This window comes from Devosia sp. RR2S18, from assembly GCF_030177755.1.
GTDB classification, from domain to species: domain Bacteria; phylum Pseudomonadota; class Alphaproteobacteria; order Rhizobiales; family Devosiaceae; genus Devosia; species Devosia rhizosphaerae.
The window spans coordinates 1,865,761-1,887,413 of sequence record NZ_CP126539.1 but is presented as its reverse complement, the minus strand read 5'-3'; the positions used below and the strand labels follow the sequence as shown (position 1 = coordinate 1,887,413).

The 21,653-nt window shown below is 60.0% G+C and carries 24 protein-coding genes and 1 pseudogene; 15 read left to right on the top strand and 10 right to left on the bottom strand.

The genetic code is table 11. The annotated features are described in order from the left end of the window. The first annotated feature begins 615 nt into the window (after nucleotides 1-615). From ligD to QOV41_RS09375, 4 genes are all read left to right on the top strand, one after another. On the top strand, nucleotides 616-2,550 hold the full coding sequence (ligD, locus tag QOV41_RS09390) for a DNA ligase D (protein ID WP_284581022.1): 1,935 nt from the start codon (nucleotides 616-618) through the stop codon (nucleotides 2,548-2,550). Between the two features lie 193 nt (nucleotides 2,551-2,743). Further along, nucleotides 2,744-3,631: a non-homologous end joining protein Ku gene (gene ku / locus QOV41_RS09385; protein ID WP_284581021.1), complete on the top strand. Its 888-nt coding sequence runs from the start codon at nucleotides 2,744-2,746 to the stop codon at nucleotides 3,629-3,631. A gap of 5 nt (nucleotides 3,632-3,636) precedes the next feature. Continuing rightward, on the top strand, nucleotides 3,637-4,713 hold the full coding sequence (locus QOV41_RS09380; protein ID WP_350151047.1) for a tetratricopeptide repeat protein: 1,077 nt from the start codon (nucleotides 3,637-3,639) through the stop codon (nucleotides 4,711-4,713). After that, a complete protein-coding gene (locus tag QOV41_RS09375; protein WP_284581020.1) occupies nucleotides 4,710-5,360 on the top strand; it encodes an alpha/beta hydrolase family protein in 651 nt (216 codons plus the stop codon). Before QOV41_RS09380 ends, QOV41_RS09375 begins: the two co-directional genes overlap by 4 nt. A gap of 23 nt (nucleotides 5,361-5,383) precedes the next feature. Here the strand turns inward: QOV41_RS09375 and QOV41_RS09370 are convergent, their stop codons facing one another. Beyond that, entirely contained in the window at nucleotides 5,384-6,667 is a 1,284-nt protein-coding gene (locus QOV41_RS09370) for a phospholipase D-like domain-containing protein (protein ID WP_284581019.1), read from the bottom strand. A 374-nt stretch (nucleotides 6,668-7,041) separates the two neighbouring features. Here QOV41_RS09370 and QOV41_RS09365 point away from each other — a divergent pair. From QOV41_RS09365 to QOV41_RS09355, 3 genes and pseudogenes are all read left to right on the top strand, one after another. Continuing rightward, nucleotides 7,042-7,766: pseudogene (locus tag QOV41_RS09365) on the top strand (sulfite exporter TauE/SafE family protein). A 667-nt stretch (nucleotides 7,767-8,433) separates the two neighbouring features. Then, a complete protein-coding gene (locus QOV41_RS09360) occupies nucleotides 8,434-9,021 on the top strand; it encodes a DUF4893 domain-containing protein (protein WP_284581018.1) in 588 nt (195 codons plus the stop codon). A gap of 272 nt (nucleotides 9,022-9,293) precedes the next feature. Continuing rightward, nucleotides 9,294-9,950 carry a CHASE3 domain-containing protein gene (locus QOV41_RS09355; RefSeq protein ID WP_284581017.1) on the top strand — a complete coding sequence of 219 codons (657 nt, stop codon included), beginning with the start codon at nucleotides 9,294-9,296 and terminating at the stop codon, nucleotides 9,948-9,950. Here the strand turns inward: QOV41_RS09355 and QOV41_RS19860 are convergent. Genes QOV41_RS19860 through QOV41_RS19730 form a run of 3 tightly spaced genes read right to left on the bottom strand, consistent with a single transcriptional unit; the run spans nucleotide 9,947 to nucleotide 11,071 of the window. Beyond that, nucleotides 9,947-10,378 (bottom strand): DDE-type integrase/transposase/recombinase, encoded by a 432-nt coding sequence (locus QOV41_RS19860; RefSeq protein ID WP_415926758.1) that lies wholly within the window; start codon nucleotides 10,376-10,378, stop codon nucleotides 9,947-9,949. The two genes, QOV41_RS09355 and QOV41_RS19860, sit on opposite strands and share 4 nt — an antisense overlap. Next, a complete protein-coding gene (locus QOV41_RS19735) occupies nucleotides 10,302-10,805 on the bottom strand; it encodes an IS3 family transposase (protein WP_415926757.1) in 504 nt (167 codons plus the stop codon). The genes QOV41_RS19860 and QOV41_RS19735 overlap by 77 nt, the downstream gene beginning before the upstream one ends. Then, entirely contained in the window at nucleotides 10,802-11,071 is a 270-nt protein-coding gene (locus QOV41_RS19730) for a transposase (protein ID WP_350151043.1), read from the bottom strand. The genes QOV41_RS19735 and QOV41_RS19730 overlap by 4 nt, the downstream gene beginning before the upstream one ends. Nucleotides 11,072-11,138: 67 nt before the next feature. Here QOV41_RS19730 and QOV41_RS09345 point away from each other — a divergent pair, with 67 nt between their 5' ends. From QOV41_RS09345 to QOV41_RS09320, 6 genes are all read left to right on the top strand, one after another. After that, a complete protein-coding gene (locus QOV41_RS09345) occupies nucleotides 11,139-11,849 on the top strand; it encodes a sensor histidine kinase (RefSeq protein ID WP_284581015.1) in 711 nt (236 codons plus the stop codon). A 151-nt stretch (nucleotides 11,850-12,000) separates the two neighbouring features. Further along, on the top strand, nucleotides 12,001-12,906 hold the full coding sequence (locus tag QOV41_RS09340; RefSeq protein ID WP_284581014.1) for a LysM peptidoglycan-binding domain-containing protein: 906 nt from the start codon (nucleotides 12,001-12,003) through the stop codon (nucleotides 12,904-12,906). An 82-nt stretch (nucleotides 12,907-12,988) separates the two neighbouring features. After that, complete coding sequence (locus QOV41_RS09335; protein ID WP_284581012.1) at nucleotides 12,989-13,684, top strand: hypothetical protein; 696 nt, start codon at nucleotides 12,989-12,991, stop codon at nucleotides 13,682-13,684. A gap of 122 nt (nucleotides 13,685-13,806) precedes the next feature. Next, nucleotides 13,807-14,469, top strand: a complete 663-nt coding sequence (locus QOV41_RS09330) for an ArsR/SmtB family transcription factor (RefSeq protein WP_284581010.1) — start codon at nucleotides 13,807-13,809, stop codon at nucleotides 14,467-14,469. Nucleotides 14,470-14,685: 216 nt separating this feature from the next. Next, the gene (locus tag QOV41_RS09325) at nucleotides 14,686-15,027 is read left to right on the top strand and encodes a hypothetical protein (RefSeq protein WP_284581008.1); all 342 of its coding nucleotides are present in this window, start codon (nucleotides 14,686-14,688) and stop codon (nucleotides 15,025-15,027) included. A 74-nt stretch (nucleotides 15,028-15,101) separates the two neighbouring features. Next, nucleotides 15,102-15,782, top strand: coding sequence for a L,D-transpeptidase (locus tag QOV41_RS09320; RefSeq protein WP_284581006.1), 681 nt, complete (start codon nucleotides 15,102-15,104; stop codon nucleotides 15,780-15,782). A gap of 49 nt (nucleotides 15,783-15,831) precedes the next feature. Here QOV41_RS09320 and QOV41_RS09315 read toward each other — a convergent pair whose 3' ends face one another. Together QOV41_RS09315 and QOV41_RS09310 are read right to left on the bottom strand one after the other, a co-directional pair. After that, a complete protein-coding gene (locus QOV41_RS09315; protein ID WP_284581005.1) occupies nucleotides 15,832-16,224 on the bottom strand; it encodes a DUF302 domain-containing protein in 393 nt (130 codons plus the stop codon). Nucleotides 16,225-16,239: 15 nt separating this feature from the next. Beyond that, a complete protein-coding gene (locus QOV41_RS09310) occupies nucleotides 16,240-17,025 on the bottom strand; it encodes a sulfite exporter TauE/SafE family protein (protein ID WP_284581004.1) in 786 nt (261 codons plus the stop codon). Here QOV41_RS09310 and QOV41_RS19885 point away from each other — a divergent pair. Next, a complete protein-coding gene (locus QOV41_RS19885; RefSeq protein WP_463054429.1) occupies nucleotides 17,024-17,380 on the top strand; it encodes a hypothetical protein in 357 nt (118 codons plus the stop codon). The two genes, QOV41_RS09310 and QOV41_RS19885, sit on opposite strands and share 2 nt — an antisense overlap. Here the strand turns inward: QOV41_RS19885 and QOV41_RS09300 are convergent. The 3 genes from QOV41_RS09300 to QOV41_RS09290 are packed head-to-tail and all read right to left on the bottom strand — an operon-like array spanning nucleotide 17,369 to nucleotide 19,173. Beyond that, the gene (locus tag QOV41_RS09300) at nucleotides 17,369-18,283 is read right to left on the bottom strand and encodes an MBL fold metallo-hydrolase (protein ID WP_284581003.1); all 915 of its coding nucleotides are present in this window, start codon (nucleotides 18,281-18,283) and stop codon (nucleotides 17,369-17,371) included. The genes QOV41_RS19885 and QOV41_RS09300 overlap by 12 nt on opposite strands. A gap of 24 nt (nucleotides 18,284-18,307) precedes the next feature. Then, entirely contained in the window at nucleotides 18,308-18,745 is a 438-nt protein-coding gene (locus QOV41_RS09295; RefSeq protein ID WP_284581002.1) for a DUF6691 family protein, read from the bottom strand. After that, nucleotides 18,745-19,173: a YeeE/YedE family protein gene (locus QOV41_RS09290; RefSeq protein ID WP_284581000.1), complete on the bottom strand. Its 429-nt coding sequence runs from the start codon at nucleotides 19,171-19,173 to the stop codon at nucleotides 18,745-18,747. The genes QOV41_RS09295 and QOV41_RS09290 overlap by 1 nt, the downstream gene beginning before the upstream one ends. Nucleotides 19,174-19,290: 117 nt before the next feature. Here QOV41_RS09290 and QOV41_RS09285 point away from each other — a divergent pair, with 117 nt between their 5' ends. Then, nucleotides 19,291-19,605, top strand: a complete 315-nt coding sequence (locus QOV41_RS09285; protein ID WP_284580999.1) for an ArsR/SmtB family transcription factor — start codon at nucleotides 19,291-19,293, stop codon at nucleotides 19,603-19,605. A 247-nt stretch (nucleotides 19,606-19,852) separates the two neighbouring features. Here the strand turns inward: QOV41_RS09285 and QOV41_RS09280 are convergent, their stop codons facing one another. Further along, complete coding sequence (locus tag QOV41_RS09280; RefSeq protein WP_284580998.1) at nucleotides 19,853-21,622, bottom strand: thiamine pyrophosphate-requiring protein; 1,770 nt, start codon at nucleotides 21,620-21,622, stop codon at nucleotides 19,853-19,855. Nucleotides 21,623-21,653 lie beyond the last annotated feature (31 nt).

Below are 21,653 nucleotides of genomic sequence, written 5' to 3'. Positions count from 1 at the left end.
TCCGATGGATAGCGTCGCGTTTTGTATCGACACCAACATCCTCATTGAGTTTCGTGCCTTAGGTGAGCTGCCTTTTGCCGAACTGGCTCCTGCTGCCTCCGCACGCACGCAAATGACCGCGTCGATTTACTAACAGCTTATTTGGCGGAAGCCCGTGTCTTTCGCCCAACAGCCCGATCACCAAGCCCCCTGATTTGAGGGCCCGACATGCCCATGGCTGAGGTAAGAGGCAGATTCAGCCAAGACCACTCGTTCACTCATCTGGCACGGTGCGTTGCCTGTGCGGCTCGTTGCAAGGAAAGAGAAGCAAACCTCGGGTTAGCTTCTCTTTCCTTCTTGCTGAGCTGGCTCCGGCAATCACCAGCAGCGGTGATGCACTTGTCGGCCGGTCGCCGTGCTCTACCGCTGGGCACTGCTCGCGATGGAGCTTCTCAAGATAGGTGGGTCGGCACGGCACGATTGGAAAGCTCCCAGCACGAGGAGCAAGGAACCGTGTTTCTCGTTGTGTTCGCATCTTTTACTGGCGATGTGGGCTCTGGGCGGCTCGTTGTAGCAACAAACATTGCAACCGAAGTGCCTGTTCAAGGTTGAATCGCCGATGAAACCGACTCTCCCATGGCGGCGCTAGCCGCCGCAACCCGCACCAAGCGGCAAGCCCGCAGGGACTCAGACTCTACCCCGACGCTCCCCCTCCCCGCCTTTCGTCCGTTTCAGCTCTGCACACTAACCGAAGCAGTGCCCTCAGGCGACGACTGGCTGTTCGAAATGAAGTTCGACGGCTACCGCGCGCAGGTGGCAATCTCTGGTGGCAAGGCCAGGATCTTCACCCGCAATGGTCATGACTGGACCGAGCAGTTCAGTGTCCTCCTCCCTTCCCTCCAGTCTTTGACAGCTGGTTCGGCTCTCATCGACGGCGAGATCGTCGCCATCGATGCTCACGGACGGACCAACTTCTCCATGCTCAAGACCGGCATCAGGGCTGGCATTCCCCTCAAGTTCTACGCTTTCGACCTCCTCGATCAGGATGGCCGAAATCTATCTGACCTGCCGCTGATCGAGCGCAAGGCCCGCCTCGAGAAGCTGATCGGTTTTCGCGACCCGAGCGACAGCCTGCAGTTTTCGACCCATGTGCAGGGTGATGGTGATGCCCTGCTCAAGACCATGTGCGAAGGCGGGCATGAAGGGGTAATCGCCAAGCGAGCGGACGCCCGCTATGTCGGTGATCGCACCACCAGCTGGCTCAAGATCAAGTGCACAAAACGCCAGGAATTCGTAGTCGGCGGCTGGCGCCCGAGCGATACCGGCAAAGGCATGGCGAGCCTTATCCTGGGCACCTACGAGAACGGGCAACTGGTCTATCGCGGCCGAGTTGGCACCGGGTTCACCGAGCGAATGCGGGATAGCATTCTCGCACAGCTCAAAACCCGGTCTTTGAAATCCTCACCCTTCGCGGCAGTTCCTCGCGATATCGCCAGACTTGCCAACTGGGTCCGCCCGGAGCTGGTCGCCGAAGTTGCCTTCAGTGAAATCACCCCCGACGGTTCTCTGCGGCACCCCAGCTTCAAGGGATTACGGGAGGACAAGCCCGCAGCCGAGGTCGTACTCGAGCAGGCAGGCGTGAGCGTCCCAAGGGCCATGCTCGACCCCAAATTCGGCAAGGATATTGCTCAAGCGCTCGGCATAAAGCTAACCAATGCAGACCAGGTAATTTATCCCGGCACCGACATCACCAAGGCCCATCTCGCCGCCTACTATGCAGCGGTCTCCGAGCGCATGCTGCAACACCTTTCGGATCGCCCCCTTTCCCTGGTGCGGGATACCAGGCACGATCTCACCGACACGTTCTTTCAGAAGCATCAGCTGCCCGGCATGCCCGCAGCCCTCCGCGCAGGCGAGCTCAAGAAGCTGTCGGGCAAGGACAGTCGCATCCTGTGGGTCGAAGATCTCGCTGGTCTCATCGGTGGCGTGCAGATGAACGTTCTTGAATGGCACGTCTGGGGGGCACGCCGGCAGCAGCCACATTTGCCAGAACGCATGGTCTTCGACATCGACCCGGACGAGGACCTCGGCTTTGCAGATGTGCGGCAGGCAGCTTTCGACATCCGGGACATTCTTGGTGCCCTTGGGCTCGCATCCTGGCCCTTGGTTTCCGGCGGCAAAGGCATCCACGTAGTCGTCCCACTGGTCCCCCAGGCTGACTGGTCAGAGGTGAAGCAGTTCTGCCAGAACTTCGCCGAACTCCTTGCTCGCAATGAGCCGCATCGATTCATCGCCAACATGAGCAAGGCCCAGCGGAAGGGCCGCATCTTCCTTGACTATCTGCGGAACGGGCAAGGCGCTACGGCGATATGCCCCTGGTCTACCCGGGCTCGGGCTGGCGGCACGGTCGCCATGCCGGTCACCTGGGACGAATTGGGCGAACTCGCCGCGGCCAACAGTTTCGACATCTTCTCGGCCGCGGCACGGGCACAAGGTCCTGATGTTTGGGAAGGGTATTTCGAAGCCCAGCAGGTCCTGAGCGAACCCGTGCAGCAGGTGGTCCGCAGATGACTGCACCCCCCAAGACGAACGTCCAAACCTGGCCAACAGAGTCGATTCGACTCTGCCGTGGGCCAGATCTACTATCCTTCTGCAGCCCGGACGCCCGACAAGGTGGGGTGAGGAAATCGGCTCAAGAAACTCACGAAGAATACGGAATAAGCATCTGAAGGAATGAATAGAAGTACATGCGTAGGAGGGGGCAATGGCTCCAAGAGCGAGTTGGAAGGGACATCTGCGGCTGAGCCTGGTGTCCTGTGCAGTCAAGATGTATCCCGCGACCAGCTCAGCTGATCGCATCAGCTTCAATCAGTTGCACAAAGAGACCATGAACCGGATCAACATGAAGCCGGTCGACCCCAAGCTGGGTCTGGTCGAGCGGAGCGATCTGGTGCGCGGCTACGAGTACGAGCCCAAGCAGTACGTGCTGATCGAAGACAGCGACCTCGACGCAGTGCGGATCGAATCCAACCACACCATCAACATCGAGGCCTTTGTTGACGAGGACCAGGTGGATGTCATCTACCAGGATGCGCCCTACTATCTGGCACCGGACGGCGCGCTGGCTGAGGAAACCTTCATTGTCCTCCGCGAAGCACTCCGGCAAAGCGGCAAGGTGGGCATCGGACGCCTGGTCCTCACCAGTCGTGAGCGGGTGGTCACGATCAGTGCGCGCGAGACCGGTATGTTCATCTCGACCCTGCGCAATCCCAGTGAAGTTCGGGGAACCGCCGAGTATTTCGGCGACATTCCGGTTGGCAACCCAGACCCAGAAATGCTTGAGCTTGCGCAGAAGCTCATTGAGCAGAAGGCCACCCTGTTCGATCCAAAAGCCTATGAGGACCGGTACGAGAAGGCGCTCTTGGCCATGATCAAGGAGAAGGTAAAGGGCCACAAGCCCGTCACCGCCGCCGCTCCAGAACGCGGCAATGTCATCGACCTTATGGCCGCCCTCAAGGCAAGCTTGGGTGAGCCGAAGCCTGCGGCTCGCAGCAAATCCAAGGCGGCACCAGCAGCAAAAGAGGCCAAGAAGGCCGGAGCTCCGGAAACCGCCACGGCCAAGCCGAAACCAGCCGCCAGGAAGAAGGCCTGAGCCACTTGGCCAACCTCACCGGCAAGAGCATCGGGGTTCTGGGGGCGCTCAGTGCCTTGCCAATGCGGCTTGCCACCAAACGGGTCCACGAACTTGGCGGCAGGCTCCATCGTGGCCAGCTGCGCGGCACAACCATTCTCGTCCTTGGACGTGGCCTGCTGACCCGCTACGCGGGGAGCGAGTTGGAGCGACGGCTGGAAACGGATGATCACACCCCTACCCTCCTAAGCGAAAGCGGTCTTCTCCGTCTGATCGGCAGCCGCCCCGCACCGCCAGCTGGTACAATCAGTCGTGCGGCGCTCCTGCGGCAATCCAGTCTCGACCCGGTGACGCTGGATCGGCTCACGCTCTTCGATGCCTTCGAACACCATGAGGAGCCCTATTCGTTCCGGGACCTCGTGATGGCTCGGAAGTACGCAGCTCTGGTTGCGGATGGAGCGACCTGGCTGGCAATTGCCCGATCGGTCAAGCCGGGCAGCTCCGGCACCCTGACGCCACTGCACCTCGAAATGGGGGAAGACCGGATCGTCTCTCGCGATGATCGCTCCGTCTTCGAGCTGGACGGGCAACGCGTCATGCAATTTGACGAGGCGGCAGTCGACGAGGAGGAGGATTGGTTCTCCCGGGCCGAGGCTGCGGAGGCAGAAAGCCAGTTCGAGGCAGCCGCCCGGCTCTACGGTCGCTGTGCAGCCATTGATCCTAATGAGGCGACCGCAGCTTTCAACCAGGGAAACTGTCTGCGAGAGCTGGGAGATCTGCAAGCGGCCATGACCGCCTATGCCACAGCGCTGAAGCGCGACCCGCTGTTTAGCGAAGCGTGGCTGAATCAGGCGGCGGTGCTGAGGGAACTTGGCCGCCCGGGGAGCGCCCGGGATCATCTGCTGCGTGCGATTGGGATCGATCCAGAGTTCGGCGACGCGATCTACAATTTGGCGGCTCTCGAATATGACGAGGGTGAACTGGGAGAAGCAGCGCGCTGGTGGCGGCGATACCTCGATCTCGACCAGAGTTCGGAGTGGGCCCGCCGCGCTCGGGCAGGTGTTGCTCTGGCAGAACGTCAGCTCAGGAGTTCTGCGGTATGACCGAGTTTCTGGTTGATGGCCCGCCCGATGCAGCGATCACCATACTCCTTGCACATGGCGCAGGGGCGCCGATGGATTCCGCGGGGATGAACGCGGTGACGGAAGCATTGGTGCGGCAAGGCATACGAGTTGCCCGGTTCGAGTTTGCCTATATGGCCAGCAGGCGAACCGAAGGCGGCCGGAAGCCACCACCCAAGGCAGAAAAGCTCATGCCCGAATACCTCGGCGCGGTCGAGGCACTGGCGCAACCCGGGAAGAACCTTATCATTGGCGGCAAGTCCATGGGGGGCCGCGTGGGCAGCATGGTAGCAGACCAGCTCTACGAAACGCAGCGCATCGCCGGTCTGCTGTGTCTAGGTTATCCATTCCGTCCTCCAGACAAGCCACAGCAGCTGCGTACGGCGCATCTCGAAGACCTCAGAACCCCTACCCTCATCTGCCAGGGCACACGCGATCCGCTTGGAACGCGAGAGGAGGTCCAGACCTACCTGCTCTCACCCGCGGTGAAACTGCTGTGGCTCGAGGATGGAGATCATGATCTCAAGCCCCGCAAGGCAGTGTCGGGCTTCAGCGCGGCTGATCATTTGCAGACCGTTGCAAAGGCGGTCCTCTCCTGGGCGGAGGAGCTTGCATTGGACAAACCCTGATCACGGCTAAATGGGTTCCAGACTTAAAGCTGTACCCGCAACGTACTGGCGAGCCAGTCGGTCACCTTCTGCCACGCGGGCCGGCTCTCCCAATGCTCGAGCGTGATGAGAGTTGAGCGCTCAACATCCTGCTGGAAAATGCTGATCTGTTGGGCTGCGAAGGCCGCGTCGTAGACGTTGAGATTGGCCTCATCATTGAGCCGAAACGAGCGTTCATCGAAATTGGCGGAGCCGATCGAAGTCCAGCTCTCATCGACGATGGTGATCTTGGCGTGATACATCGTCGGATCGTATTCGTAGAAGTTTACCCCGGCTTCCAGTAGATCTCCCCAGAAGTGCCGTGAGGCAGCCCGAACGAAGTCTTTGTTGGTATGCTCGCCTGGAACAAGCACGTCGACGGTTACGCCGCGTTGGCGAGCAGCCAGGAGTTGAGCAATGGCGATTTCGTCTGGCACGAAGTAAGCTGTTCCGATGCGGATGTGATCCTGTGCCGCGGCAAGTGCAGTCATCAGCATCACATGCATCACGTTGCGCGATCCAATGCTTGAGTAAACAAGCTGAGTGACGATCGGCCCTGAGTCCGCAACAGGAGGGAAATAGAGGTCGCCCTGCAGGGGACGGCCCGTTGCCTCCAGCCAGTTGAAAGCGAAAGCGCCCTGCATGGACGCAACCACTGGACCTTGAACCCGATAGTGAAGCTCCCGGAACTCATCGGGGCTGCTGGCATCGCCGAGCCACTTGTCCGCGATACCGACACCGCCGATGAACCCGACAGTGCCATCAACGATCAGCAGCTTGCGGTGGGTGCGTGCGTTGAAGCGGTCCAACGTATACCACTCAATGGGTCTGAAGCGCTTTACCGTAGCGCCCGCCGCGACCATGGTCTCGATCAGCTCGTCCTCCATGGACACACTGCCCTGCCAGTCGAGAAGAACATTGACTTCGATGCCTGCCGCAGCCCGCTCCGCCAATGCCTCCGCAAAACGGGAGCCGATTGAGCCACTCCAATAGACATAGGTCTCGAAGTTGATGGAGCGCTGAGCGCTTGCGATTGCGTCAAGCATGGCGGGGAAGATTTCCTCCCCATTCTGCAGCGTCGCAATGTTGTTGCTCTCGTAGAGATTGCCTCCGTGAAGAGCGAACATGGATCGGACGAACTCAGGAGACCCAGCCAGCAGTTCCGTTTCGACGGGGCCTGCCAGCTCATGCGGCTCGGGAATCAGGATAACCGCTGCAATCGTGCCGAACACACCAGCGATCACCAGCGCTAATGCTACACCTAAGCGTTTCGAGAAAAAGCGCGCCACGAATCCCTCGGCTCTAGCTTGGCGGGAACCTAACGGCCCGCTCAGCAAAGTCGATGGGAAATCCCGCATTGTCGGTGCGGGTCATCCACCAAGGTCACAGTCACAAGTCTGGCCTGCCTTCCTACAACAATGCCGCTATCGCTCTGGTCTGCGTCGGGCCTGTTGCTTCGGTCAGTTTCAACATAGCGTAGCGGTCAAGTCTCGACCGCCACCGCAGCTATCGGCCGCAACGTTCAAGCGGATCAGGAATGCTCATCTGAGCACTGCTCCGGAGCGAGCCGAATTTTCTCTGGTGCCCACCCACATTAGTCGCTCTCTAGCTTTCAAAGACGACTAACCCGCTGGAGTATCTCTGCACCTACTGGAGTGCGGACGTGACACAAGACATTTTCATCTTCATAGCGATCGGCTTTGGGGCTCAGATCATCGACGGTGCCTTGGGAATGGCGTTTGGCGTCATCACGACCTCGTCGCTCCTGGCGTTCGGTGTTCCACCCGTAACCGCCAGCGCCCTGACCCATGTGACCGAAATATTCACAACGGCAGCGTCGGGGACCAGTCACGCCTTGCATCGAAATGTAGACTGGCGTCTGGTTGCGCGGCTCGCCCCTGCCGGCATGATCGGTGGAGCCATTGGTGCTTTCACGCTGGCGAACATCGATGCAGGTGCCATCGAACCCTTCGTCGCCATCTACCTTATGGGCATTGGGGGTTACATTGTTCAATTTCGTCCACTCTGGCACGTGACGTTCGCGACAGGCTTATTCCAGTGATCGGTTTCGGCGGCGGTGTGCTGGACGCAATGGGTGGTGGCGGCTGGGGTCCCATCGTAACGACATCGTTGGTCGGGAGAGGTCATGAACCAAAAAAGGTGATCGGCTCGACAAGCCTGACCGAATTCCTGGTCACACTCACTATCTCGATCACCTTTGTTCTTGCGATCGGCTGGACTGAGATCGCCAACGCTGCCGGCCTCATCATCGGCGGCGTCCTAGCCGCTCCGTTCGGTGCCATCCTGGTCAAGCGAATACCCGTCAGACCGCTGATGGTGGGTGTGGCGCTTGTGATCATCGTAACCTCAGGGATGCGTCTGCTTTGAACGACCGCGGCGAGGCGCAACTCGTGAAACGTAGTTCATCGGTTTTCGGGCATTGAAAGACCTCATGTCTGCCGTTGCGCGACCAACTCATTTGTGGAGCTGCTGTTCGCCTCCACCCGACAACGAGCAGGCGTCCGCCTGGTAGGACCAGAACGGACCATCAGCGCTGTCCCAAGTGCGCACCTCGCTTGTCAGAAACAATCCTACATAGAAATCTAGAGCTTCTGGCAGAGCCGGTTACGTTCAGTACCGCGGGTGCCCTCTGCCCCGACCACGATGGCTCTCACGGGTTCTTCGAAAAACCGTCCGACCTTGTGATCCTTTCGGCCTCCAATTACGTTCCGCCGAAATACATAAGAGGTGCGCTCATTGGACGACGATCAGCGACCCGAGAAGAACTTCGGGCCTTCCACCAGAACTTTTATCGCGCTTGCAGTGATCCTAATGGGTCTACTGGTGGGCTTAGGGTGGGATGCTTGGGTTCCTTAGATCTCGGGCTGGGTCGAGAGCTTACGAGAGGTGACTCCGGGACAGCCGCAGCGAAACCCGCTCAGTCTTCCTTTGGGTCCGGAGATGGGCCGAGGTGATCACGAGGTTAGGCTAAGGGAAGTTTCGAGTAGGAACGCCAAGCGTTTACCCCCTCAACAAGCAACGAGGAACCCCAGCCATGCTGATGCACAAAATAGTAGCGAGCGGACTAGCACTGCTCATGATCCAGCCCGCACTGGCTCAAGTGCAGCCCTGCGGAGCACCGGCAGATGCGGTAAACGCATCCGATGAGGAGCGGCTTGCTGGCATCGTCAAATCGCGCACGCGGGGTCTCGCCGCCGCGCTGCTCGCCGACCGTGCAGCGGATAGAGTCACCATCAGCGCCCTATACACCCCCGGATTTACCCCGACGAGCTCGCTACCGGACGGCGACTATCAATGCCGGACCATTAAGCTGGGCGGCATGCTTCCTGCCGTTGTCTATGACTACTTCAGCTGCCGGATCGGGGAGGAGGGCAGCTCGATCGCAAAGACCAGTGGCTCCCAGCGTTTCTCAGGCAGCCTTACCCCGTCCAATGGCGGCTTCTTCTATCGTGGCGCCCTTCACTTCGGCGATGAACAGCCCGTGCTCTATGGCAGTGACGGGGAGCGCAACCAGGTGGGATGTCTGTATCAGGTTGCCGGCGAAGACCAGCGCTACCTGCTCGAACTGCCTAGCCCCATGTTCGAATCGCTCCATGATGTCGTTGAGTTGGTTGCACGGTAGCGGTGACTTGCGCCCCATAGCTTACCAAGACCTGCATCAGAGAGCTCACGACCCATTGCTGGTGCCACTGGCGTTAGCAGCCTACTAGCCGAGCTCAAAATCGAGGCCCCGTCGGCTCATGTCAGCGACAATCTTCAGCGGCTTTTTCAATCAAGCTCAGGTGCGAGCGGCAGAGGGTCGCCAATGGTTAGGTTCAACCTTTAGCGACGAGCGTTGCGGCCCTGCAGGTATTTTACGATTCTGCCTGAGATCTGATTGATTCGGAGGTCCAGATGACCGTCAGAGACGGCGGCTTTCGAGTTCACGTCGCAGGGATCACCGCCTTCATCCTCATGGCAGCGATAGCGGGTGCGCTCTTAGGCTTGAGCTATTGGGCCGAGAACAAAGTGCGGGCCTCGCTCGAAGCGCGTACCGCGATCGAGCGTCTCCATCGAGCGATCGTCGAAGCCGAACGAGCCCAGCGGGCTTACATTCTCACCCGCGAGATCGACTATCTAGCAGACGCGAACGAAGCACGGGCCAAACTGGACGGGCTGGCTGACACGGTGCGCGCCGCAGTGGCACGCCGGGCAATCGAGGACGATCTGGTCGGCGGCTTGCTCCGACTGATTGAACAGCGTGACGGGCAACTCGATGAAGCTCTCGAAGCCCTTCAAAGTGACGGGATGGAAGCTGCAGTCCAAGCGGTGCGAGAGAACGAGCTGAGGCGCACTTCGGCACGTATATTTGACGCAGTAGCGGCGATTGAAGAGGAGGAAAATCGCGCGCTTGCCGAGCGAGAGCGCTACGTGGGACTAGTAAGGGTGATGCTCCTTGTCGCCATCTTCGGCGTCACCGGAGCCATGCTCTTGTCGATCACTGCGAGGCTCAGGGCAGAGCAACGGCTCGCTGTGAATAGCCCCGTGTTCTGTAGACACCTTCGGGGTTAGATTTGGTGCCGCCGTTCGAACTCGACGGGTGAGAGCATGCCGTTGCGGACGTGCTTTCGGGTGGGGTTGTAGAACATCTCAATGTAATCGAACACATCTTGGCGGGCTTCGTCCCGTGTCCGATAGGTCCGACGCCTGATCCTCTCGCGCTTGAGCAGGTTGAAGAAGCTTTCGGCCACAGCATTGTCATGGCAGTTGCCGCGCCGGCTCATCGAGTGAACCAGATTGTGGTGTCGCAGGAAGCTAGCCCAGTCCATGCTGGTGAACTGGGAGCCCTGATCGGAATGGACTAGCACCGTGTTCTGTGGCTTTCGGCGCCAGACAGCCATGTGCAGGGCCTGAAGGACGACCTCACTGGTCTGCCGGCTTTGGTGACCAGCCGACGACGCGGCGCGAGAACAGGTCGATGACCACGGCCAGATAGGCAAAGCCCTCCATGGTCTTGATATAGGTGATGTCGGTCACCCAGGCGGTGTCCGGCGCATCGACGTCGAACTGACGAGCCAGGGTATTGTCGACCACCACAGATGGCTTGCCTCCATAGGCACCAGGCCGGCGCCGGTAGCCGATCTGAGCCTTGATCCCGGCCAGTCTGGCCAGGCGCGCAACACGATTGGCGCAACTGGTCTCGCCCTGGTCCAGCAGGTCGTCATGCAGCTTGCGGTAGCCATAAACCTTGCCGCTCTGCTTCCAGGCCTCTTCGATCAGCTCGGTCTGGCGAATGTCTTCCCGCGCCCTTTTGCTCAAAGGGCTTTTGAGCCACGCATAATAGCCGCTGGGATGGATGGAAAGGCACCGGCACATGGTGCGCACACAGAACTGCTGGCGATGCTCGGCGACAAACGCGTACCTCACTTTGCATCCTTGGCGAAGTACGCGGCCGCTTTTTTTAGGATGTCGCGCTCCTCAGTGACCCGCGCCAGTTCTCGCTTAAGCTGCCGGATCTCATCGGCCTGATCCCCACCCTTGGAAACATCCGATGCATACTTCTTGCGCCACTCGTAGAGCGAATGAGCACTCACCCCCAGACGCTGCGACACCTCCGAAACGGGATACCCCCGCTCGGTGATCTGACGCACCGCGTCCCGCTTGAACTCGTCGCTGAAATTGCCTTTGCCCATGTAGGCCTCCTTGCCTCAAAATTAGGGAAGAAGGCGTCTACAAATCTAGGGGCTATTCACTGCAGGTTTGGAGCAGGCCAATCGAGATCTGGAGCATCGGGTTCAGGAACGCACGAGCGACCTTGCGATGGAGCGTGGCCGCATTGAGCATCTTTTGCGGGAGCTAAGCCATCGTGTCGGCAATAATCTCTCGATGGTCTCTTCCTTTCTGCTTCTTGAGGCGATGAAAGCCGAAGACGACAAAGTTCGCCGTGCTCTTGAGAATGCTCACCAGCGCATCCTTGGGATCGCCTCAGCACAGCGCCGGCTGAGGATCGACACCGATTCTGCGCATGTGGATGTGGCACCATACCTGGCAGCCATCGTTGAAGACGTCCGACAGACCCTGCCCGGTGAAGGCATCTCATTGGCCATTGAAGCGGAGGCCTTGCAGTTGCGTGGTGCTGATGCAGTGGCACTTGGCATTATCGTCAACGAGCTCGTAACCAACGCACTCAAGCACGCCTTCCCTGATGGTCACGGCTCGGTAGCAGTTTCGCTAGAAACGCAGGGCGGCTCCGTTCTGCTCGAAGTGAGTGACAATGGCAGCGGCTTTAGCGGCAATGAAGGGGCAGGCCTTGGCGCCCTCCTCGTGCGTTCGATGGTTGCTGCACTGGAAGGCCGCGCGGCACGCACCATTGGAGGTGGTCCAAGACCAGGTACCCGATGGGTCATTCAATTCCCGCTTCGTACAGTGCCAGTCCATGCCGCACCGCTTCGGGCAGAAACAGGACCATAGGCGGTCATCTGCGTTCTTCTACAATCTTGGCCTTGCCGCCGCGCCAAGTTCGGAGCGATCAGTCTGCCGAGGGGCTGGCCATCTCGGTTGTTCAGACACCGTTCAGGCGTCAGGTGATCTGATCCGGTCTGGAATGCCGGGAGTTGAGATCATGTTGAAAAAGCTCTTTACCGCTGCGGCGCTTGCTGCTGTTTCTCTGGGCAGCGCAGGGGCCGTTGTTGCTCCTGCGCAGGCCCAGCCTGTCTGTGGCGCTACGGTCCGTGTTCAGCCAGGTGACACATTGTACGGCATCGCGTCGCGGTGTGGCATCCCGGCTGGGGAAATCATGCGCCTGAATGGCCTCTCCAACCCCAACTACATCCAGCTCGGCACGGTGCTGAAATTGAGGGGTGGCGCTCAGCCCTCCCCCACACCCTCGTCTGGACCAGCAGCGAGTGGCACTTACCGGGTGCGTGCCGGGGACACTTTGGCAAGCATAGCTCGGAGATATGACGTCAGCCTGAGTGCCTTAGCCTCAGCCAATCGAAATCTTCGCAACCCTAACCTGCTGCGCCCCGGGATGGTGCTGCGCATTCCCAGCCATACCCAGCGCCCGCGCCCGGGCGGCACAAATCTCCCGACCAGAACCCTCTCAGGCACGCTCACCGATGAGGGGATCACCTGTCAGGCCATGCGCGGGGATGATGGGCGTCTCTATACGTTGATTGGTCCGATCGGGGAGTGGCGGGATGGTGACCGCATCCGATTGGTGGCCAACGCTGTCGACCGCTCCCTTTGTCAGCAAGGCACCACGTTGCAGGTGATCAGTGTTCGCCCACTCGGGCCGCCTGCCCCAGCACCTGACAACGACGTGGTGATCTTTGGCACTCTGACCGACGAGGGCGTAGAATGCCAAGCGATGCGGGACCACTCTGGTCGCCTTTACACCTTAACAGGTCGTTTGGGGAAAGCCGGTACAGGCGATACCGTGCAAGTGGAGGGTCGGCTGGCGGAGTTCTCGTTCTGCCAGCAGGGCACGACCATTGAGGTGGAGCAAATGGAGCTCGTTCGAGGCTGAGGACGCACTGCGGCTTTTCCATCGATCCGGTGACGCTGCGCTCCAGCTTTGTGATGTCTTGTAACGTACATTCGGAAAACCCATGCACAGACGCTTGATCTTTGCCGCCTGCTTGCTCCTGGTGACCTCTGCCAGCGCCGACGAGTGGAAGTACGAAGGTGGCGGCGTGCCCATTGCCTACTCCGACACTGCCAGTGCGCAATTCCAGTTCGCCTGCCGCGGGGGCGATCTCGCGATGGGCTTCTGGGTCCGGGAGCCACACTCCCAAGTCGCTGGCGCTTCGAGCATGAGCGTGGCCATCACTGCTGATCCGGAACCACAGAGTAGCGTTACTGTGTTTCGGCGTGCAAATATTGGACGCCGACAAGGGGTCAATGTTCCGGGCCGATTGACACAAAGGCCCGAGCACCGCCGCCACAACGCCTCCGGCGAGTACCAAGGAGATGGCCCGTGGCTTGAAGTCCCCTTCTGCCACTTCCGAGGCCGCGAACCGATAGAACTGGGCAAACCCCTGATAGGCGCCAGCCAGGAAGGTGCCCAGGCACAAGAGGGCCAGAGACGAGGTGAGCATGCCCGCCGCCGAGAGGCCACCAAGGGCGCCAAGGCCGGCTCCGGTGACAAACCCGATCCTGCGGCCTACTCGGGTCATCCACATCGAGGCCGGGACAGTCGATACCGCCGTTCCCAGGAACATAGCAGCGATGGGAACGGTGGCCCATTCCGGAGAGGGAGCAAGGACGCTGCCGGCAAGCCCGCCTATGGTCATTACCAGCGCTGAGACAATCTGGAACAGGGCCTGAGCGGTTGCGAGGAGAGCCACCTGGCGGTGCATCGGACGCATTGCGGATTTCGCTCCCTTCGAATACATTCAACAACGAACTTGAATGAGACGGAGCCGGAATGTCAAGCGACAACCCCAAGCGTGCCCTTTACAGCCACTTCGCAGCCGTGGCCCGTCTCCTCGCGAGCGAACATCGGCTGGAACTGCTCGAACTGCTGGCGCAGGGGGAGCACCCAGTGGAAAGATTGGTGCAGCGAACAGGGCTTCCCTTCGCCAATGTCTCTCAACACCTGCAGCAGCTCCGCAAAGGCGGCTTGGTTGCGGGTCGGCGGGACGGCAAGAACATCATCTACAGCTTGCAGGATGGGCCGATCACCGAAGCGGTCGTCGCATTGCGAAACTTGGCTGCCCACAACATCGGCGCTGTTCAGGAGATCATCGACGCCTACTTCACTGATCCGGACGAATTGGAGCCAATAACGACAGCCGAACTGCGGATGCGCATGGAGAGCGACAGCGTGACGGTGCTCGACGTCCGCCCGGCCGACGAGTTCTCCGCCGGTCACCTACCAGGTGCCATAAACATCGAACCCGGTGAACTGGAGGCGAGGCTTTCGGAGCTGCCGACCACACGCGAGATCGTCGCTTACTGCCGGGGTCCATACTGCATCCTCTCGCAAGAGGCCGTTGCTGCGCTTCGGGCACGGGGCTACGTGGTCAGGCGCATGGCCCAAGGCTTTCCCGAGTGGAAGGCCGTGGGTTACCCGATAAAAGCGGGGTGATCTCCGGGCGTTCTCATGCTCATCTTCCGCCATCATCAGTGGGAGCGCAGGATGGGAGCATAGGCATCGCTTGCTAGCGTTTGGAGAGCCACCGAGTACTGCGGACTTGGACTACGCACCACGGGTTGGCCGAGCCGCTGTTGTACTGGTGCAACGCACGCGAACTCTCTCTGGCGGCACCTCGCATCTCCCCGTTGAACGCATTAGAGATCGCTCATGAATCGACTCTTGATCTTTATCGTTGTCGCGCTTTTTGGCTTGATCTCCCTGTCCGGACCGACGATGGCTATAAGTGCGGCAACTGGGCAGTTCTGGACAGTTGCTGATCAGGATGTCTGCGCGGAGGCGGACGCATTGTTCCAGAAGGCTCCGGCTTTCAGGCCCTGCCCCAAGAAGGTCAAAGGGCATGCGATCCCCTGTCAGCAGCCGACCTGTGTCCTGCCGCTGCCGGTGGGCTGCACATTCGAGCCGCAAGTCGCAACCTTCACTAAACTGGATGCAATTGGGGTTGCCGGTCTGGCAAACGAGGGGCGGTTCCGGCCACCACAAGCCACGTAAGGACGCCGGCGCCTGCAAGCCGGTAACACCCTGATCCGTATCCCTGAGAGGCAGCCCACACAGGCTGCAAAGACATGCATTCAACACCCATCTCACGCCGGCACATGATGCTGGGCACTTCCAGCCTTGCCGCTCTGGCTCTTGCCGGCTGCACGACGACCACTATACCACCAGTGACTACTGCTGTGGCTCCCCCTCCACCATCCATTCCTCCTGAATACCTGGCCATGTACGCCGCCATTCCGGACGAACGCTTCCTCATCCCAGCGGCCCGCATAGATCTTGTCGATCCAATCTACTGGCGACGCGAAGTCGAGAACCCCACCGGCGAAAGGGCTGGGGTTGTGGTGGTCGATACCCCGAACCGGTTCCTTTATTGGACGATGGCGAATGACCGGGCCATGCGCTATGGCGTGGGCATTGGACGCGAGGGCTTTGCCTGGGAAGGCCGAGGCCACATTGCCTATGGCCGCGAATGGCCGACCTGGACCCCACCTTCTGACATGATCGACCGGGAGCCTGAGCTCGAACAGTACCGGAACGGCATGGGTCCAGGGTTAGACAACCCCCTAGGGCCACGGGCGCTCTATATCCACCAAGGCAACCGCGACACCCTCTACCGCCTGCACGGGAACATGGATGCCCGCTCCATCGGTCAAGCCGTATCGAGTGGCTGCGTACGGCTGCTGTTCCAGGATGTCATCGATCTTTATGAAAGGGTGACCTGGGGAGCGCCCATAGTCGTCCTGCAATAGAGCGAGGGCAGAGGGTCGGAACCGTCCCGGCCCTACTGCCGTAAGGATCTCAGAGCGCCTTCACCACGTCAGACAGCATGGTCTGAACCTTGCCGGCGACGGCGTGGAGGTCCGCATTGTCGATGGCACTCATGGAAGCCACGGGATCAATGGCGCTGACTTCGACCGTACCACCACCCTGTTCCCGCACGATCACGTTGCACGGCAGCATCGCTCCCACGCGAGGCTCGAGCTTCAATGCTTCGAACGCCATCTTCGGATTGCAGGCACCCAGGATCATATAGCCTGGCATGTCCGCATCCAATTTGGTCTTCATGGTCTTCTGGACATCGATTTCGGTGAGCACGCCAAAGCCATGATCTGCAAGCACTTGTTTTGTGCGCGTGACCGCGGCCGCGGCCGCGAACGTGAGGCCATCAAGCTGTTTGTCAAAGGTGTACATGGATCATTCTCCTCTTCAGATGAAGGCGGTAGCGGTTTGGATAGCCATATAGAGGGCAACCAGGATGATGAGGCCGGCGAAAGCGGTGTTCAGTAGTCCTTTTTGGCGTGCCAGCAGCCCAGCAACTCGGGCTCCCACCAGCCCCCCAAGCACCCCGCCGCCGATGAACACTGCCGCCAGAGGCCAGTCCACCAGACCCGAGAGGGCATAGCTCAGAGCAGTCGTGAGCCCGAAGGCTGTGACGGCGACGAGGGAGGAGCCGATGGCATTGAGGATGGGCATGCCCGTGGAAGCGACCAGTCCTGGAACAATCAGAAAGCCGCCACCAATACCAAAGAAGCCGGAGAAGGCGCCCGTGAGCCCGCCAAAGCCAAGGACCTTGGGTGCTTTTTCCCTGTTGCAGGTTGCCCCTTCGACACCCGGATCGCTACGCCCCCGGAACATCAGCACGCCCACTACCAGCATGAGGATGGCAAACAGGAACAGCAGTTTATCACCTTCCATCGCTTTGCCGAGTAGAGACCCCAGAAAAGCGCCTGCGATCCCGGCCACCGTGTACATCAGGGCACAGCGCCAGATCACGTTGCCCTTGCGGGCGTGGGTGACCAGATTACTGGCAGCATTGGCTGCCACAGCAAACGCACTTGTGCCTATGGCGATATGGGCGACTGGCACCCCTACCACATAGACCATCAAGGGCACGGCAAGGATTGAGCCACCACCACCGAAGAGGCCCAGCGTAAAGCCGACCAGTCCGCCGGACAGAGCGCCCAGCAGGTATTGTAGGGGTTCGAGGAACATGGGGAGCTTTCAGTCAGAGCGTCGCGGCGTAGAGGCTGCCAGCCCGGCCACCGGAGCGGCAGTAGCCCAGGATCGGGCCCGCGGTTTCGAAGCGGGCCTGCTCGAAGCGGATGAGCTGGCCCTCGGTAAGTTGGCCGGACACCGGGATGTGGAAGGCCTTGAGGCCGAACCGCTCTGCGACTTCAGCAATCTGGCTGAAGGACGGCTGACCGGGGTCCTCGTTGTCCGGACGGGCACAAACGATGCCCTTGTAACCCGCGTCAGCAATCAGCCTGATGTCATCAGGCTAGATCTGAGGGCTTTGAGCAAACTGCTCGTCGATCTTGCGAATGACCATGATGGACTATTCCTTTGAGGAGCTGAGCCCATTGATGGGCACTTTGAGGTAGGTCTTGCCGTCGTCTTCGGCTGGCGGCAGCTGCCCTGCCCGCATGTTCACCTGCAGGGAGGGAATGATCAGCTTGGGCATGGACAGAGTGCTGTCCCGCTCCTCGCGCATCCGGACGAATTCGTCCTCAGAGGTGCCGTGGCCCACATGAATGTTGTGATCCCGTTCCTCGGCAACAGTGGTCTCCCACTGGATGTCGCGACCATTGGGACCGTAATCGTGGCACATGAAGAGCCGCACTTCGCCGGGGAGCGTCAGCAGTCGCTGAATGGACTGGTAGAGGGTACGAGCGTCGCCACCTGGAAAGTCGGCACGTGCCGAACCGCCATCCGGCATGAAAAGGGTGTCACCAACAAAGGCGGCATTGCCAATCACATGCACCATGTCTGCCGGAGTGTGTCCGGGCGTGAACAGGGTGTATGCGGTCATGGTGCCGATCTGGTAGCTATCCCCGTCCTTGAAGAGCTGGTCGAACTGCGACCCGTCCCGTTGGAACTCGGTGCCTTCGTTGAAGATCTTGCCGAAGGTGTCCTGCACGTCGCAGATCTGGTCACCAATGCCGAGCTTGCCACCCAGCTTGGACTGGATGTACGGCGCGGCAGAAAGGTGATCGGCGTGGACATGGGTCTCGATCAGCCATTCGAGCTTCCACCCATTGTCACGAATGTGGGCGATGATCCTGTCGGCACCTTCGTATGCGATGGTGCCGGACGCGTAATCGAAGTCCATGACGGAATCGATCACGGCACAGGCATCGGACTGTGGGTCCTTGACGATATAGCTGATGGTGTTGGTCGGTTCGTCGAAGAATGCCACCACTTCAGGTCGGACTGAGAGATCTGGCGTGAAGGTAATTGCTTGGCTGGACATGAATAGCTCCTTTCCAGTTTGAGATCAGGCCAGCGATTGACGGCGAGCGGATACCGCCCTCAGGCCGTTGGCCAGGAGGATGCCGCCAATCATCGCGGCCACAAAGATAAGGGGGCTGGGCTCGCCTGAACCGAGCGCCGGGATAGCGCCACCAGGACAGAAGCCGGCAATTCCCCAGCCAATGCCGAACAGGATCGAGCCGCCGATGAGCGGCAGGTCGAGGTCGCGTTTGGCGGGGAGATGAAACCTGCCGTCGAACATCGGAGTGGGCCGCCTGAGCACAAACCGGTAGCCGATGAAGGTTACGGTCAGGGCCGAGCCCATGACCAACAACAGGCTCGGGTCCCATGTGCCGAAAACGTCGAAGAAATTTAGCACCTTGGCCGGGTTGGCCATGCCCGAGATGGCAATGCCAGCTCCAAAGACTAGGCCGATAAGTGCTGCAGCGAGATTGCGGAGCATCAGAAGCCTCCCAGAATGTGGCGAACCACGAAAACCGTTGCGAATGTGGTCAGCATAAATGTGAGGGTGGCCACGACGGAGCGGACAGACAGGCGTGCCATGCCACAGACGCCGTGCCCCGAGGTGCAACCGCCACCAAAGGTGACGCCGATGCCGACCAGGAGACCACCCAGCATGATTGCCCAGGCGGGTAGATCCGCTTGCAGCGGCAGAGATCCCCCGGTCAGGAGCAGAATGGCAACAGGAGCGGCAACTGCACCCAGGAGGAAAGCGACACGCCAGCCCCAATCGCCGTTTGGCATGATTGCGCCGGTCAGAATGCCAGTCATTCCTGCGACCCGGCCATGGGTGGCCATCAGCGCGACGGCAGCGATGCCAATCATTGAGCCGCCGAGCAGCGCCTCAATGGGTGTGAAAGTGGTGATCATGGACCTATCTTGAACTATGAAGTGTGCGCGGCTCGGGTAACCCGCCATCGAATTATGTTGCCTAACATATTCGAATATTCTAATATGTCAAGCATGAAGACGGAACGAAGTCGCGACATGAACATCACTGACCTGGAGCCGCGGGCTGAAGAAGCCGCTCAGCTGCTTACCGCAATGGCGAACCCGAAGCGTCTCCTGATCCTCTGCAATCTACTGGAGCAGGAGCGCAGCGTCAGTGAGCTCTCCCGGATTGTCGGCCTCGAGCAATCCCCTCTTTCGCAACATCTCTCGAAGTTACGGGCGCTCGGACTTGTGAAGACCAGACGGGAGGGGCAGACGATCTACTACCGGTTGGCCTCCGAGCCGGTGACGCGCGTGCTGAGCACGCTTTATCAGATCTACTGTGCGCCATCTCAAACAGCCGACGCCTGAAACCTGGTCGGCGGCTGCTTAGGCCATCAGCCCGCCAATAGCTCCCGATCCGCAAGCCACCCCTTCTTGGTCATTGCTGTAGACTGAGCCGACCGGCAGCTGGACGCTCACCAAAACTGTGTTTACAGACACGGCCCGCGTCTCTGGAGCCCTTCTCCTCACGCTTGAAAGAAGAAGTCAGAAGAGCACACCTACTAACCTCCGCGGGAAATGGGCCGGGCAAGGTGCCGCCTTGGCGGCCGCTTTGCTAGGTGAACACCCGTTTGAGCGTTTGCCACACGATGGCTCCGGCATTGGGATCGCCTTTGGTGAGCGCCGTTGCATAGCTCTTGGCCTGATCGAAGCTGATGTGGGGCGGCAGGGTTGGGACGTTCGCATCCACTCGAGCGTCGATTACACAAGGCCGATCCGACGATAGGGCTTGATCCCAGGCACGGCCAACCTGCTCGGGCTTGTCGACCTTGATGCCGCGCAGACCCAGAGACTCGGCGTAGCTCGCATAGGAGAAGTCTGGCACGTTCTGGGTCAGCTCGGTCTTGCGCGAACCGGCCAGTGCCCGCTGCTCCCAGGTCACCTGGGCTAGGTCGTGATTGTTCAGGACCGCAATCACCAGGCGAGGGTCACTCCACTGCTGCCAGTACTTGGCGACTGTGATGAGGCCATTGATCCCCAACATCTGCATGGCGCCATCCCCGACAAACGCGATGGACACTCGATCAGGATGCGCGAATTTGGCTGCCGTCGCGTAGGGTACGCCGGGACACATGGTAGCGAGATTGCCCGAGAGAGACGCCATCATGCCGCGGCGCAGCTTGAGAGCGCGGGCGAACCAGTTCGCCGATGTACCGGAGTCCGCGCTGATAATTGCATTGTCGGGCAATCGGGGCGACAGTTCACGGAACAGGAATTCGGGGTTGATCGGGTCGGCTTCCAGTTCGGAGCGTTTATCGACGTCGTCCCACCAGTCGGCGACTTGCTTTTCGATATCCTGGCGCCAGGAGCGATCTTCCTTCCGCCGGAGGAGCGGCAGCAGGGTCTGCAAGGTCGCAGCCGAGTCGCCCACGAGGTTGACGTCGATGGGATAGCGGAGCGACAGCATGCGCGGGTCGATGTCGATCTGAACCGCCTTGGCTTGCCCTTCCTTGGGCAGGAACTCTGAGTATGGGAAGCTCGTGCCCACCATCAGCAGGGTATCGCAATTCTGCATCATCTGGTCAGAAGGTTTGGTGCCCAGAAGGCCCATTTGACCGGTCACGAAGGGCAGATCGTCGGGAACGGCTGCACGCCCGAGGAGAGCTTTGGCAATGCCTGCGCCAAGCACTTCGGCGACTTCGATAACCTGATCAGTCGCGCCGAGCGCGCCGGCCCCCACAAGCATGGCGACCTTCTCGCCATTGTTGAGGATGTTGGCAGCTTCCTGGAGATCTACCTTTTCGGGAACCACGCGTGGAGCCCGATAGCCAACCCCGGAATGAATCGTGCCATGTTTGCGCGGCGGCGTCTCGACGGCGTCGAGCTCCTGCACATCGTTAGGCACGATGATGCAGGTGACGGTGCGCATCGAGATCGCAATACGAACAGCGCGGTCTACGAGGTGCCGCATCTGCGTCGGGTCCATGCAGACCTCCACGTATTCGGAGGCCACGTCCTTGAAGAGGTTCTTGAGATCGACTTCCTGCTGGTAGTGGCCGCCTAGAGCTGCGCGGGCCTGCTGTCCCACGATGGCGAGCACCGGCTGGTGATCGAGCTTGGCGTCATAGAGCCCGTTCAGCAGATGAATGGCGCCAGGACCTGATGTAGCAAGGCACACGCCCAGTTCGCTGGAGTATTTGGCATGGCCGCAAGCCATAAACGCTGCTGATTCCTCGTGCCGCGTCTGGACGAAGTTGAACCGGTCCTTGGCCCGATCAAGCGCGCTGAGTATGCCGTTGATGCCATCGCCGGGGAAACCGTAGATCTGCTTGACGCCCCATTCGGTGAGCCGGTCAAACATGAAATCTGAAACAGTCTTGGCCATCGTCTTTTCCTCCGTGCCTTGCTTCTCCCGA